13 protein-coding genes, 1 rRNA gene and 1 pseudogene are annotated in these 14,056 nt (G+C 73.3%); 2 read left to right on the top strand and 13 right to left on the bottom strand.

The window, feature by feature from the left end:
• Window positions 1–17 precede the first annotated feature (17 nt).
• The 6 genes and pseudogenes from ACGF8A_RS33490 to ACGF8A_RS33515 all read right to left on the bottom strand — a co-directional run bounded on the left by ACGF8A_RS33490 (window position 18) and on the right by ACGF8A_RS33515 (window position 6,080).
• Window positions 18–1,154, bottom strand: coding sequence for a glycosyltransferase family 4 protein (locus ACGF8A_RS33490; RefSeq protein WP_393114403.1), 1,137 nt, complete (start codon window positions 1,152–1,154; stop codon window positions 18–20).
• Window positions 1,155–1,353: 199 nt separating this feature from the next.
• A pseudogene (locus ACGF8A_RS33495) lies at window positions 1,354–2,111 on the bottom strand (hypothetical protein).
• A gap of 19 nt (window positions 2,112–2,130) precedes the next feature.
• Window positions 2,131–3,873, bottom strand: coding sequence for a DNA repair protein RecN (recN, locus tag ACGF8A_RS33500; RefSeq protein WP_393114406.1), 1,743 nt, complete (start codon window positions 3,871–3,873; stop codon window positions 2,131–2,133).
• A gap of 143 nt (window positions 3,874–4,016) precedes the next feature.
• Window positions 4,017–4,922, bottom strand: coding sequence for an NAD kinase (locus tag ACGF8A_RS33505; RefSeq protein ID WP_393114408.1), 906 nt, complete (start codon window positions 4,920–4,922; stop codon window positions 4,017–4,019).
• Complete coding sequence (locus tag ACGF8A_RS33510) at window positions 4,919–5,734, bottom strand: TlyA family RNA methyltransferase (protein ID WP_393114410.1); 816 nt, start codon at window positions 5,732–5,734, stop codon at window positions 4,919–4,921. The genes ACGF8A_RS33505 and ACGF8A_RS33510 overlap by 4 nt, the downstream gene beginning before the upstream one ends.
• Window positions 5,735–5,741: 7 nt before the next feature.
• Window positions 5,742–6,080: a hypothetical protein gene (locus ACGF8A_RS33515; protein WP_393114412.1), complete on the bottom strand. Its 339-nt coding sequence runs from the start codon at window positions 6,078–6,080 to the stop codon at window positions 5,742–5,744.
• A 42-nt stretch (window positions 6,081–6,122) separates the two neighbouring features.
• Here ACGF8A_RS33515 and ACGF8A_RS33520 point away from each other — a divergent pair, with 42 nt between their 5' ends.
• Window positions 6,123–6,470: an SCP2 sterol-binding domain-containing protein gene (locus ACGF8A_RS33520; protein WP_393114415.1), complete on the top strand. Its 348-nt coding sequence runs from the start codon at window positions 6,123–6,125 to the stop codon at window positions 6,468–6,470.
• Here ACGF8A_RS33520 and ACGF8A_RS33525 read toward each other — a convergent pair.
• The 4 genes from ACGF8A_RS33525 to ACGF8A_RS33540 form a co-directional block, all read right to left on the bottom strand.
• The gene (locus ACGF8A_RS33525) at window positions 6,454–7,317 is read right to left on the bottom strand and encodes an ABC transporter ATP-binding protein (RefSeq protein WP_393114417.1); all 864 of its coding nucleotides are present in this window, start codon (window positions 7,315–7,317) and stop codon (window positions 6,454–6,456) included. The two genes, ACGF8A_RS33520 and ACGF8A_RS33525, sit on opposite strands and share 17 nt — an antisense overlap.
• Window positions 7,314–8,360 (bottom strand): FecCD family ABC transporter permease, encoded by a 1,047-nt coding sequence (locus tag ACGF8A_RS33530; RefSeq protein ID WP_393114420.1) that lies wholly within the window; start codon window positions 8,358–8,360, stop codon window positions 7,314–7,316. The genes ACGF8A_RS33525 and ACGF8A_RS33530 overlap by 4 nt, the downstream gene beginning before the upstream one ends.
• Window positions 8,357–9,400: a FecCD family ABC transporter permease gene (locus tag ACGF8A_RS33535; RefSeq protein ID WP_393114423.1), complete on the bottom strand. Its 1,044-nt coding sequence runs from the start codon at window positions 9,398–9,400 to the stop codon at window positions 8,357–8,359. The genes ACGF8A_RS33530 and ACGF8A_RS33535 overlap by 4 nt, the downstream gene beginning before the upstream one ends.
• 80 nt (window positions 9,401–9,480) lie before the next feature.
• Complete coding sequence (locus ACGF8A_RS33540; RefSeq protein ID WP_393114427.1) at window positions 9,481–10,509, bottom strand: HAD hydrolase-like protein; 1,029 nt, start codon at window positions 10,507–10,509, stop codon at window positions 9,481–9,483.
• Window positions 10,510–10,591: 82 nt separating this feature from the next.
• On the opposite strand from ACGF8A_RS33540, the gene ACGF8A_RS33545 reads away from it, so the two are divergent.
• Window positions 10,592–11,878, top strand: a complete 1,287-nt coding sequence (locus tag ACGF8A_RS33545; protein ID WP_393114430.1) for a DUF1015 family protein — start codon at window positions 10,592–10,594, stop codon at window positions 11,876–11,878.
• Window positions 11,879–11,939: 61 nt separating this feature from the next.
• Here the strand turns inward: ACGF8A_RS33545 and ACGF8A_RS33550 are convergent, their stop codons facing one another.
• From ACGF8A_RS33550 to rrf, 3 genes are all read right to left on the bottom strand, one after another.
• A complete protein-coding gene (locus ACGF8A_RS33550; RefSeq protein ID WP_393114433.1) occupies window positions 11,940–12,671 on the bottom strand; it encodes a hypothetical protein in 732 nt (243 codons plus the stop codon).
• On the bottom strand, window positions 12,668–13,912 hold the full coding sequence (locus tag ACGF8A_RS33555) for a hypothetical protein (RefSeq protein WP_393114436.1): 1,245 nt from the start codon (window positions 13,910–13,912) through the stop codon (window positions 12,668–12,670). Before ACGF8A_RS33555 ends, ACGF8A_RS33550 begins: the two co-directional genes overlap by 4 nt.
• A gap of 52 nt (window positions 13,913–13,964) precedes the next feature.
• Window positions 13,965–14,056 (bottom strand): 5S ribosomal RNA (rrf, locus tag ACGF8A_RS33560); the annotation flags it as partial.

Consider the following 14,056-nt stretch of genomic DNA (forward strand, 5'->3'; position numbering starts at 1 on the left):
CGTCCACGGATCGTGGGTCAGATCAGTGGCCGGGGCTGCGTCAACTCGTCGTACACGCTGAGCACCTGGGCGACCGTCTCGTCCTCGGTCGGCCAGGTCGCCGCCTGCCGCAGCCCCTTCTCCTGGAGCAGTTCCCGCCGCCCGGGGTCCTCCAGGAGCCTGACGACCGCGTCGGCGAACGCCGCCGCGTCCCCGGCCGGGACGAGTTCGGCCGCGTCGCCGACGAGTTCGGGAATGCCGCCGACGGACGTGGCGACCAGCGGCACGCGCGCCTGCAGGGCCTCCTGCGCCAGCACGGACCGCGACTCCCAGCCGCTCGGCAGCAGTGCCAGATCGGAGGCGGCGAGCAGTTCGCCCACGTCGTCGCGCCGGCCGATCAGCCGCACCGGCAGCTCCTCGTCCTCGATCCGGCGCTGCAGCACCGGGCGCAACGGCCCCTCCCCCGCGACGGCGACCAGCGGCACGGGATCGAGCCGGCGCCAGGCGCGGGCGGCGTCGAGCAGGACGTCGTAGCCGCGGTGCGGGTCGAGGGAGCCGACGGCCATCAGCAACGGGCGTGCGACGGCGCCGAGTTCGGCCCGGACCTTGGGGCTCACGGGATCGCTTCCGTCGGGCTCGGCGGGCGGGCGGCGCCCGGGCAGGGCGACGGCGGCGAGCCGGGCGTCGCGTGCTCCGGCCTTCCGCGCCCGGTCGACGAGGTCCGAGGTGGTGCCGAGCACCACGGTGGCCGCCCGCACCACCCGGCGTTCCAGCATGCGCAGGAAGTGGGCGCGCGCCCCCTCGGAGTGGGCGTGGCTGTGCCAGGTGACGATCAGTGGAGTGCGCCGTCCGGCCAGGGCGAGCGCGGCGCGGAAGGAGGCGTGCAGCCCGTGCGCGTGCACCAGGTCGGCGCCCGTGCAGACGGCTCGCAGCGCCGCCACCGACCCTGGATCGCTGCTGCGCGGCACGTGGACGTGCTCGGCGCCGGCCCCGCTGAAGTCGTAGGCGCGATCCGCCTCGACGGGGGCGCACACCGTGACCCGTACGCCCCGTGCGACGAGCCCCGCGGCCAGCGAGCGCACATGCGCGCTGCTGCCGGCGTTGCCTCCGCCCAGCACCTGCACGGTGCGCAGCGTCGACTGGCCGTGCGGAGAGTGGCTGCTCACGGGGGTCACGTGGCCCGGGCTCCTGATTCGGCGTGGGACGGTCACGACGGTCACGACGGTAACGGAGAAACATACGGAAGGACGCTGCGGAGGGGTGTACCGCGCGACATCCTCCGCGTACCTGCTCAAGGATGCCAGGACACACCGCCGTTCCGGCAACGCCGGAGATCACACGCTCCCACATGCCGGGGCAACGCGCCGCTCGGCATCACTCACCCGAGTGACCTGACCCCCCACTCACCCGGTCCCCGCGCACCGCCGCGGCGACGGCACCGGCCGCGTGCGCGGCCAGAGCGGTCCGCCCGTTCCCCACGGCGACGGCCGCACCGAGGGCGGCGCCCAGCGCGTGCGCCCCGGTGTCCCCGATCATCACCCGCTCCCCGAGGTCGCCGGGCAGCACGGCGCCGGCCGCACCGAGCGCGAGGGCGGCCAGTCCGGCCGCGCCCGGCTCCTCGCGCAGCAGCCCGGGCGCCGCGAGCGCGACGACCGCACCGGCGGCCCGCCCGGGCCGCACGTCCACCGGGTTCACGAAGTGCGCCGTCCCGGCGATCACGATCCCGGCCGGCAGTCTGTCGGCAGGCCGCTCCTTGAGCGCCGCGCCCGCGAGCAGGCCCGCCGCCGAGATCCCGGACAGCTTGACGGCCCCGCTGGTGACCTCGCCCTCCCGCAGCGCGGCCAGATGCGCGCGGAAGCCGCGCCGGTGGTCCCCGGCCACGTCGTCGTACGCCCCGCAGCAGCCGACGGCGGCCAGGGCCACCCCGGCGAGCGGGCTGACCCGCCAGGCGCCGACGGCCGTGACGGGACCGGCGTACAACTCCACGGTCCGCCCGGCGTAGTTCTTCCGCTCCCAGCGCTCACGGCCGCCGGGGGCGGTGGCCCGCAGGGCCGTGAGCGCTGGGAGCGGGTGACGACGGCGGCGAGTGCGAGGGACGTGGTGCGCGCAGCGCGGCGGCGACGGAGGACCATCACGCCACCGTACGCGCGGCTACCCGTCCGCCCGCGCCGTCTCCAGCAGTTCCTCCGCATGTGCCCGGGCCGTCTCGGAGTCCTCCTGACCGGCCAGCATCCGGGACAGCTCCCGGATCCGCTCCTCGCCCTCCAGCACCTTCACGCCGGACCGGGTCACCGAACCGTCGTTGGTCTTCTCGACCAGCAGCTGCCGGTCGGCGAAGGCGGCCACCTGCGGCAGATGTGTCACCACGACGACCTGCGCGCTCTTCGCCAGCCGCGCCAGCCGCCGCCCGATCTCCACCGCGGCCTTGCCGCCCACACCGGCGTCCACCTCGTCGAAGAGGTACGTCGGCACCGGATCCGTCCCCGCGAAGACGACCTCCACGGCCAGCATCACGCGCGACAGCTCACCTCCGGACGCGCCCTTGGCGATCGGCCGCGGCGGCGCACCCGGGTGGGGCGCCAGCAGCAGCTCGACCTCGTCGGCACCCGACGGCCCGTACGCCACCGGACGGCCGCCGACCTCGACGCCCTCCGGGTCCTCGGTCTGCCGGATCGCGAACGACACGCGCGCGTGCGGCATGGCGAGCGAGGCGAGCTCCGCGGTCACGGCGGCCGCGAAACGCTCGGCAGCCTCCGTCCGCGCGTCCGTCAACGCCTGTGCGAGCCCGCCCAGTTCGGCCCGCAGCGCGTCCCGCTCGGCGGTCAGCTCGCCGAGCCGCTCGTCGTCGCCGTCGAGCTCGGTGAGCCGTGCGGCGCCCTGCTCGGCCCAGGCGAGCACGGCGCCCACGTCCTCGCCGTACTTCCGGGTCAGCGCGGTCAGTGCGGCCCGCCGCTCCTCGACCGCCGTCAGCCGCAGCGGATCGGCGTCCAGATCGTCGGCGTATCCCGCCAGTTCGCCCGCCACGTCACCCAGCAGGATGCCGATCTCCCCGATCCGGTCGGCGAGCGCGGCCAGCGCCGGGTCGTGGGACCGTACGGCCTCCAGCGCGCGATGGGCCCCGGCGACGAGCGTCGAGGCGTCGACGCCCTCGGGGTCCTCGGGGTCGCCGGCGAGAGCGCCGTGCGCGGCCGTGGCGGCGGACGCGAGCGCCTCCGCGTGCCCGAGCCGCTCGGCCTCCTCGGCCAGCTCCACGTCCTCCCCGGCTCGCGGTTCCACGGCGGCGATCTCGTCGAGCCCGTACCGCAGCATGTCGGCTTCCTGGGCCCGCTCGCGCGCACGCGTGGTGATCTCGTCGAGCTCGGCGGAGACGGCCCGCAGCCGCCGGTAGGCCTCGGAGTACTTGGTCAGCGGCCCGGCGACCGCGCCCCCCGCGTACCGGTCGAGCGCCTGCCGCTGCCGGGTCAGCTTCAGCAGCCCCTGCTGGTCGGTCTGTCCGTGCACGGCCACCAGTTCGTCGGCGAGCTCGGCCAGCACCCCCACGGGCACGGACCGCCCGCCGACATGCGCCCGGGACCGCCCCTCGGCGGAAACGGTACGGCTGATCAGCAGGGCCCCGTCGTCGAGCTCGGCCCCGGCCTCCTCGGCCCGTACGGCGACCGAGGCGTCCGCGGGCACGGTGATCCGCCCCTCCACGACCGCCTTGCCGGCGCCGATCCGCACGAGCGCCGGATCCGCCCTGCCACCCAGCAACAGCCCCAGGCTGGTGACCACCATGGTCTTGCCCGCACCCGTCTCACCGGTGACGGCGGTGAACCCCGGCGACAACTCGACGACGGCATCGTCGATGACTCCGAGCGACCGTATCCGCATCTCCTCCAACACGGACACGACCATACGAGGTCCGGCACCGAAAGCGCGACGCCGGTCCCCCTTGTCACCCAGCCGAGTGCAGCGCACCCGAAGGGGCGCGGGGAACTGCGCGATCGACCACGACGACGCGGCAGCCGCCCACGCACCCGGACCCGTACGGCGAACCGCTAGTGCGGAGCCCCCCGCCACCCGGAGACCGGCAGCGCGAACTTGGCCACCAGCCGATCGGTGAACGAGGCGTGATGCAGCCGGGCCAGCCGCACCGGCACGGCCCCCCGCCGCACCTCCACCCGCGCCCCCGGCGGCAGCTCCACGGTCCGCCGCCCGTCGCACCACAGCACCCCCGGCGGAATGTGCGGCAGCACCTCCACCGCGAGCACCGAGTCGGGCGAGGTCACCAGCGGCTTCGCGAACAGCGCGTGCGCGGAGATCGGCACCATCAGCAACGCCTCCACCTCGGGCCACACCACAGGCCCCCCGGCGGAGAACGCGTACGCCGTCGACCCGGTCGGCGTCGACAGCACGATCCCGTCGCACCCGAAACCGGTCACCGGCCGCCCGTCGATCTCCAGGACGACCTCCAGCAGCTTCTCGGCACCGGCCTTCTGCACCGCCGCCTCGTTCAGCGCCCAGTCGGTGTGCACGATGTCGCCGTTGCTGTGCACGACGACGTCGACGGTCATCCGCTCCTCGACCTCGTACGCCCGCGTCACCACCCGGTCGACGACCTTGTCGAGGTCGTCCCGCTCGGCCTCGGCGAGGAAGCCGACCCGGCCGAGGTTGACGCCGAGCATCGGCACCCCGGAAGCCCGCGCGAACTCCGCGCCCCGCAGCAGCGTGCCGTCACCGCCGAGCACGATCAGCAGCTCGCATCCGTCCAGGCACTGCGGAGTCGCCTCCTTGACCAGCCGCACCTCGTCCGGGAGCGGCAGGTCGGCGGCCTCCGCCTCCAGCACCCGCACGCCGATCCCGGCCCGCAGCAGTCCCCTCACCACCAGCTCGGCGCTGCGCACGGCCGCGGGCCTTCCGGTGTGGGCGAGCAGGAAAACAGTACGACCTCGGTTCGCTGTCAACGCGGCCCCTCCGCAACTGCACGGTCGACGTCGGCCGGGTCCAGTCGCGGAGCGCCGGCCCGAAGCCACAGAAAATACTCGACATTTCCCGAGGGTCCGGGCAGCGGACTGGCCGTCACACCCATCGCCCCGAGGCCCAGCTCCCAGGCACGCCCGGCCACCCCGCGCACGGCCTCGGCCCGCAGCTGCTCACTCCGTACCACTCCCCCGCTGCCCAGCCGTTCCTTGCCCACCTCGAACTGCGGCTTGACCATCATCACCAGGTCGGCGTCCGGTCGCGCGCAGCGCACGAGGGCGGGCAGGACCAGCCCGAGCGGAATGAAGGACAGATCCCCCACGACAAGATCCACAGGCTCCCCATCGATCGCTTCAGGCGTCAACTCCCGTACGTTCGTACGGTCCTTGACGGTGACGCGTTCATCGCTGCGCAGGGTCCAGGCGAGTTGCCCGTAGCCGACGTCGACGGCGACGACATGCGCGGCGCCCGCCCGCAGCAGCACGTCGGTGAAGCCGCCGGTGGAGGCCCCGGCGTCCAGCGCCCGCCGGCCCTCGACGGCCAGCCCCTGCGGCACGAAGACGTCCAGGGCGCCGGCGAGCTTGTGCCCGCCCCGCGACACGTACTCCGGGTCGCCCTCGTCCGCCGTGACGACGATCGCCGCCGCGGTCTCCACCTGGGTGGCCGGCTTGGTGGCGACCGTCCTGCCGACGCTGACCCGCCCGGCGGCGATCAGCTGGCTGGCGTGCTCACGCGAGCGCGCGAGCTTGCGGCGGACCAGCTCCGCGTCGAGACGGCGGCGTGCGACTCCTGCCACGTTCGGTTCAGCTCCCCTGTCGGTACGTCGAGGGGGGCGCCGGAGGTCCCGGGCGGGCGTCGAGCGCGGTGAGCGCGTCGCGCAGCCCCCGGTGTACATCCTCGTACACCTCGACGTGCCCGTCGGTGGCCAGGTGGTCGGCGTCGGCCAGCCGCTCCAGGAGCCCGTCCACCTCGGCGTTGCCGGTGGGGATGCGGGGCACACCGAGCGGGGCCGGCGCGGCGGGGTCGTGGCCGGGCCCCGCCGCCTCCTGCGGGCGCTGGGTGTCGACTCCCTGGGGGACCTCCGCGGAGACCTGCGGAGACGCGTCCGCAGGGGCCTGCGTGTGGGGGACCGCGTCGTTCATGCCCCGACGCTACCGCGAAGCGCTGCGGTACCGTCGAGCGCGATGGCCACGATCGAGGAATGCCGCGCCGCGCTCGAACACCTTTCGGACAACATGCAGGACGCCGAGGGCGACGTCCGGGCGGCCGCCGCCCTGGACCGCTCGGTGAGCTGCCACATCACCGACCTGGACATCACCTTCGCCGGCCGCCTCCAGGACGGCCGGATCAAGGTGCGTGAGACACTCCAGGGACCGCCGCGCGAGAAGGCGGAGCTCCGGCTCACCCTGGCCGGCGACGACCTCGTGGCCCTCGTGGACGGCGAGCTGCACTTCGCGAGGGCGTGGGCTTCGGGCCGGGTGAAGCTGGAGGCGGGGCTGAGGGACCTGTTCCGCCTCAGGAAGCTTCTGTAGCGGCGACCTTCCTGACGCCGGCCCGCGCCTTGCGCGCCGCCGGCACCACCAGCGGCGTACCCGTCTCCGGGTCGTCGATGACCTGGCAGCGCAGCCCGAACACCTCCTCCACCAGGCTTGCGGTGACGATGTCGCGCGGCGCCCCCTCGGCGATCACCGTGCCGCCGCGCAGCGCGATGAGGTGCGTGGCGTACCGCGCGGCGTGGTTGAGGTCGTGCAGGACCGCCACGAGCGTCCGCCCCTGCTCCTCGTGCAGCTGCGCACACAGGTCCAGCACGTCGATCTGGTGCTGGATGTCCAGATACGTCGTCGGCTCGTCCAGCAGCAGCAACGGCGTCTGCTGGGCCAGCGCCATCGCGATCCACACCCGCTGCCGCTGCCCGCCGGACAACTCGTCGACATAGCGGTCGGCGAGCTCTGCGACCCCGGTCTGCGCCATCGACTCCCGCACGACCCGTTCGTCCTCCGCCGACCACTGCCGCAGAACCCCCTGGTGCGGATACCGCCCGCGGCCCACCAGGTCGCCGACCGTGATCCCGTCCGGCGCGATCGACGACTGGGGCAGCAGACCGAGGGTGCGGGCGACCTTCTTGGCCGGCATCGACTGGATGGTCCGGCCGTCCAGCAGCACCCGGCCCTCGTTCGGCCTGAGCATCCGCGACAACGCGCGCAGCAGCGTCGACTTGCCGCAGGCGTTCGGCCCGACGATCACGGTGAACGAGTTGTCGGGGATCTCCACCGACAACCGCTCGGCGATCACGCGCTGGTCGTAGGCGAGGGTGACGTTCTCGGCGGACAGGCGGTTCACGGTGCTCCTTCGGATGTTCCGGTGGGCGGGGGCGCTCATATCCGCCCCGCTCTGCGCTCGGCGACCAGCAGCCACAGCAGGTAGGCCCCGCCGAGTACGCCGGTGACCACCCCTACGGGCAGCTGGTCCGCGCCGAAGACGCGTTGCGAGACCCAGTCGGCGGTGACCAGCAGGGCAGCGCCCATGCACAGCGACGGCAGCAGGTTCGGGCCGGGCGAGCGGGTCAGCCGCCGGGCCAGCTGGGGCGCGGTGAGCGCCACGAAGCTGACGGGGCCGGCGGCGGCGGTGGCGGCGGCGGTCAGCAGCACCGCGGCCACCAGCAGCATCATCCGTACCCGCTCGACACGCACCCCGAGGGAGTACGACACGTCGTCGCCCATCTCCAGCATCCGCAGCCCGCGGGCGTTGGCGAGGACGAGCGGCACGAGGACGGCGCACAGGGCGAGCAGCGGCCAGACCTGCGCCCAGTCACGGCCGCTGAGCGAGCCGGTCATCCACACCACGGCCCGGGCCGCGTCGACGATGTCGGCCTTGGTCAGCAGATAGCCGTTGACCGCGGTGGCGATCGCGGAGACGCCGATGCCGACCAGCACCAGCCGGTATCCGTGCACACCCTGCTTCCACGCCAGCGCGTAGATGGCGAGCCCGGTCCCGAGGCCGCCCACGAGCGCCCCGAGGGTGACCGCGCCCGTGCTGCCGGAGAACAGCACGATCACGACGAGCGCCCCGGCCGTGGCACCCTGGCCGAGACCGAGGACGTCCGGACTGCCCAGCGGATTGCGGGAGATGGACTGGAACAGCGCGCCACCGAGCCCGAGCGAGGCGCCGACCAGCAGCCCCACCAGGACCCGTGGCAGCCGCAGCTCGGTGACGATGAACTCCTGCCCGGGGTCCCCCTCCCCGACCAGCGTCCTCAGCACGTCGCCGGCCGGGATCGGGAAGTCGCCGGTGCCGATCAGCACCACGCCGGCGGTCAGCGCGGCGAACAGCAGCAGGACCACGACGGTGAGGGCCCGGACGTCCAGGCGCACGGAGAGCCCCCCGGGCGTCCGTACGGCACGGTGGGCACGGTTGGTGGTCACAGCTGGGCCGTCCTCCGCCGTCGTACGAGAAAGATGAAGACCGGGCCACCGAGGATCGCGGTCACGATGCCGACCTGCAGCTCCGCGGGCCGCGCGACGACCCGGCCGAGCACGTCGGCGCCGAGCAGCAGCACGGGCGACAGGACGGCCGCGTACGGCAGGATCCAGCGCAGGTCGGGCCCGGTGAAGGACCGTACGACGTGCGGCACCATCAGCCCCACGAACACGATCGGCCCGCAGGCGGCGGTCGCCGCCCCGCACAGCACGGTGGCGGCGAGCATGGAAAGCGCCCGGGTGCGGTTGAGGTTGGCGCCGAGCGCCTTGGCGGTGTCGTCGCCCATGGCCATCGCGTTCAGGGGGCGGGCGAGCAGGAGCGCGAGGAGCGAGCCGGCCACCAGGAACGGCAGCACCTGCGTGATGGTGTGGTCGGTGGCCGCGCTGAGCGAGCCGACCGTCCAGAAGCGCATCCGCTCCAGCGCCGCGTCGTCCAGGATCATGAGGGCCTGGAGATAGCCGTAGAGCGCGGCGCTGATCGCCGTACCGGCGAGGGCGAGCCGCACCGGCGTGGCGCCCCGGCTGCCGCCCAGGAACCACACCAGCGCGCCGACCGCGGCCGCCCCGAAGAACGCGAACCACACATAGCCGCTGAGGCTGGTGACGCCGAAGAAGGTGATGGCGGTGACGACCGCCGCGGACGCGCCCGCGTTGATGCCGAGCAGGCCCGGGTCGGCCAGCGGATTGCGGGTGAGCGCCTGGAGTACGCCTCCCGACAGGCCGAGCGCGGCACCGGCGAGCAGCCCGAGCAGCGTCCGGGACAACCGCTCGCCGACCACGACGTCGCCGTACGTCCCGGAGTCCTGGAACAGCCCGTGCCAGACCTCGGCGAGGGACAGCTCCTTCGCGCCGACGGCGATGCTCGCCAAGGCGACGAGCACCATCACCAACACGGCCAGCAGCAGACCGACGGCGCGTATCGCCCGACGGGTCGGGGGCGCGGAGGCGACTTCCGCACGCGGTTCAGGGGGGCTCTCGACCAACACGCAGTTAGGTTAGCCTACCCTCGTATCGGATCAAGATCCCGATCCGCCTCCGGTGGCCCACCCGTCGGGCGCCCCGCCGGCTACAACTCCAGCCGTGCCAGCGCCTTCCCCCCGTCCAGCTCACAACTGCCCTCACCGGCCGCCGTCCACGCGGCAGCACACAGCGCCCGCAGCCCGTCCAGGGCGGCCCCCTCGCCCTCCAGCTCCAGCCGCTGCTCCCCGGCCGTCGCCGTCCACCCACCGCACCGGAAGCCCGCACCGGCCCCGACGACCTCCGGCTGCCCGGTGAGCATCCCTCGCAGATCCGCGTCGACGTACGTCGGGCGGTGCCGCGGTGGCGCGGCGAGCAACTGCGGACCGTCGGTGACACCGGTCAGCACCAGCAGCGAATCGACCCCGCCGTTGAACGCGCCCTCGATGTCCGTGTCCAGCCGGTCCCCCACCACCAGCGGCCGCCGCGCGCCCGTCCGCAGAATCGTCTCCCGGTGCATCGGCGGCAGCGGCTTGCCCGCCACCCGCGGCTCGGCACCGGTCGCGATCCGCACCACCTCCACCGCGGCCCCGTTCCCCGGCGCGATGCCGCGCGCACTGGGAATCGTCAGGTCCGTGTTCGACGCGAACCACGGCACCCCGCGCGCGATCGCGTAACACGCCTCGGCGAAACGCCCCCACGGCAACTCCGGCCCGCCGTACCCCTGTACGACCGCCGCCGGATCGTCGTCCGCGGACTCCACCGGCTCAAGTCCCCGCTCCCGCAACGCGACACGCAGCCCCTCGCCCCCCACGACGAGCACCCGCGCGCCCGCGGGCACCTGCTCGGCGATCAGCCGCGCGACCGCCTGCGCCGAGGTGATGACGTCACCTGCCTCAGCCGGTATCCCGAGCTCCGTCAGATGCGCTGCCACGGCGTCAGGCGTCCGCAGCGCGTTGTTCGTCACGTACGCCAGATGCATGCCGCCGTCGCGCGCGGCTCCCAGCGACTCGACCGCGTGCGCGATCGCCTCACCGCCCGCGTACACCACCCCGTCCAGGTCGAGCAGCGCCGTGTCGTACGCCTCGCTCAGCGCCTGCCCACTGACCTCGGGCCTGGTCCTGACCTGCTGGCTCATTTCCGCACCGCTCCTCGTCCGCCGCCGTTTCCCCGATCATGCCTCATGCCACTGACACACGCGGCGCACGTACGATGCCGAGATGAACACAGCAGGTCACCCGGAAGCAACGACGCGCCGAGGCCTCGAACTCACCCCGTTCCGAGGCCTTCGCTACGACCCCGACCGGGTCGGCAGCCTGGCGGCCGTGACGTCCCCGCCGTACGACGTGGTCGTACGCCCCGACGGCGTGCACCACCTGCAGTCGGCAGACCCGCACAACATCGTCCGGCTGATCCTCCCCGAGGCCGCCACCCCCACCGCGCGCAACGCCCAGGCCGCCGACACCCTGCACCGCTGGGTCACCGAGGGCGTGCTGACCGCAGACCCCGAGCCCGGCCTCTACGTCTACGAACAGCACGACGGCAACGGCATGCTGCAGCGCGGCATCATCGGCGCCCTGCGTGTCTCGGATCCGTCGGAGGGAGTGGTCCTGCCGCACGAGGACGTGATGCCGCACATCGTCGCCGACCGCGCCGACCTGATGCGCGCCACCTCCGCGAACCTCGAACCCCTGCTGCTGACCTACCGCGGCGACGGCCAGGCATCCGCCGAGGTCGTGGAACGGACCGCCGAGAAGCCCCCGCTCCTCGCCACCACCACCGAGGACGGCTACAGCCACCGCCTCTGGTCCGTCACCGACCCCGACGACCTGGCCCGCGTCCAGTCCGACCTCACCCACCAGGTGGCCCTCATCGCCGACGGCCACCACCGCTGGGCCACCTACCGCCGCCTGCGCGCCGAGCACCCCTCCCCCAGCCCCTGGGACTACGGCCTGGTCCTGCTGGTCGACACCGCCCGCTACCCCCTGCGCGTCCGCGCCATCCACCGTCTCCTGCACGGCCTGCCGGTACCCCGGGCCCTGTCCGCCCTCGACGGCCACTTCCGCGTACGCCACGTGGACGCACCGCTCGCCGAAGCCCTCACGGCCCTCGCCGAAGCCGCCTCCTCGGGCAACGCCTTCCTGCTCGCCGGCGACGGCACCTTCCACCTGGTCGACCGTCCCGACCCGGACCTGCTGACCCGCACCATCCCCGCGGACCGCCCCGAGGCGTGGCGCACCCTCGACGCCACGGTCCTGCACGCCACCCTGCTCGACCACGTCTGGCACGTCCCCGAGGACTCCCCCGCCCACATCGCCTACATCCACGACGCGGCCGCCACGGTCCGCAAGGCGGAACGGCAGGGCAGTACGGCGGTCCTGCTGCACCCGGTCCACGAGGACGTCGTACGCGACCTGGCCCGCCAAGGCGTCACCATGCCCCGCAAATCGACGTCCTTCGGCCCCAAACCGGCCTCGGGTCTGGTCCTGCGCGCGCTGGACCTCTGACGCACATGCGAAAGGGGCGGGACCTCTGCCGCGAGGTCCCGCCCACTGTCACATCAACCCGTCAGTCCCGGCCGGCATCGTCACCGGCGGAGCCCGAGTCGTCCTCGGCCTCGGCCTCGTCGGCCCGGGCCTCGTCGAGGGCGTCGACGAACTCCACGCCGTCCAGCTCCGCCAGCCGGTCCGAGGCGTCAGTGCTGCCGTCCCGGTCCGCTTCGACGGCCTTGGCGAACCACTCGCGGGCCTCGCCCCCCCGCCCGGCCGCGAGCAACGCGTCGGCGTAGGCGTACCGCAGCCGCGCGGTCCACGGCTGCACGGAGCTGGAGGCCAGCTCCGGGCTCTGCAACGTCACGATGGCCGCGTCGAGCTGCTCCATGTCCCGCCGGGCGCCGGCCGCGACGAGCCGCATCTCCACCTGCCCGGCCTTGTCGAGCTTCTGCACCTCCGGCGCACCGGCCATCTCCAGCGCCTTCTCCGGCCGCCCGAGCCCACGCTCACAGTCGGCCATCACGGGCCAGAGCTCCACGCTGCCGGTCATCCGCCGTGCCGCACGGAACTCGGCCAGCGCCTCCGCGTACTTCTGATTCGCGTACGCCGCGAACCCGGCCGCCTCACGTACGGCGGCGACGCGCGACGCCAGCCGCAGGGCGACCCGGGAGTAGCCGTACGCACCCTCGGGGTCCTCGTCGATCAGCCGCGCGACCATGACGAGGTTCTTGGCGACGTCCTCCGCGAGCGTCTTCGGCAGACTCTGCAGCTCCTGCCGCACATCCTTGTCGATCTCGTCGCCGGTCACGTCCTCCGGAATCGGGAGCCGCTTGATCGGCTCACGGTCCCGCTCCCGCTCCTCACGGAACCGCCCGCCGCCGCCACCGCGCCGGTCGTCACGCCCACGGAAGCCACCGTCCCGGCCGCCACGGTCGTCCCGGCGAGGGCCGCGCGCACCGCGGTCGTCCCGCCCACGGAACCCGCCACGCTCACCCCGGTCGTCCCGCCGGCCGAAGCCACCGTGCTCCCCACGATCGTCCCGCCGGAAGCCACGGTCGCGATCATCCCGGCGGTCATCCCGGCGACCGTAGCCGCCACGGTCGCCGCCCCGCCCGTCGTCACGACGGTCGTCACGCCTGTCATCGCGACGATCGTCCCGCCTGAAGCCGCCCCGATCATCTCGGCGGTCGTCACGGCGGAAGCCGCCCCGATCGTCACCACGACGATCATCACGCCTGTCGTCACGACGGTCGTCACGCCGGTCATCGCGACGGAAGCCACCCCGGTCATCACCACGGCGATCATCACGGCGATCGTCACGACGGAACCCACCACGATCGTCACCACGACGATCATCACGCCTGTCGTCACGGCGGAAGCCGCCCCGATCGTCACCACGACGATCGTCACGGCGGTCATCGCGACGGAAGCCACCACGATCGTCACCACGACGATCATCACGCCTGTCGTCACGACGGTCGTCACGCCGGTCATCGCGACGGAAGCCACCCCGGTCATCACCACGGCGATCATCACGGCGATCGTCACGACGGAACCCACCACGATCGTCACCACGACGATCATCACGCCTGTCGTCACGGCGGAAGCCGCCCCGATCGTCACCACGACGATCGTCACGGCGGTCACCGCGACGGAAGCCGCCCCGATCGTCACCACGGCGGTCATCACGCCTGTCGTCACGACGGTCATCGCGACGGAAGGCAGGACGGTCACTTCGATCGTCCCGGCGCGGCCCACGATCACGGTCGTCGCGCTGGAAGGAGGGCCGCGACCCCCGTTCGCCGTCTCGACCGCCGTCTCGACGGCCGTAGCCACCACGGTCGTTGTCCCGCCGGAAGCCACCGCGGTCACCCCGGTCACTGCGGCCCCCACGGAAGCCGCCGCGGTCGCCCCGTTCCCCACCGTCCCGTCGCCGCTGGTCGCGCTCCGGTCGGTCGTCGGGAGAGTTGGTGGACATGGGTGACTCCTGTCTTCGGTACCGCAGTCATTCTCGCGCAGCCGGCAACCCGACGCGCTTCGGAAATACAAAAGGACCCCTGGTCCCAGCTGAACGCTGGGACCAGGGGTCCTTCCAAAGATTGTTCGGCGGCGTCCTACTCTCCCACAGGGTCCCCCCTGCAGTACCATCGGCGCTGTAAGGCTTAGCTTCCGGGTTCGAAATGTAACCGGGCG

This window comes from Streptomyces sp. NPDC047706, assembly GCF_043204795.1.
GTDB lineage: Bacteria > Actinomycetota > Actinomycetes > Streptomycetales > Streptomycetaceae > Streptomyces.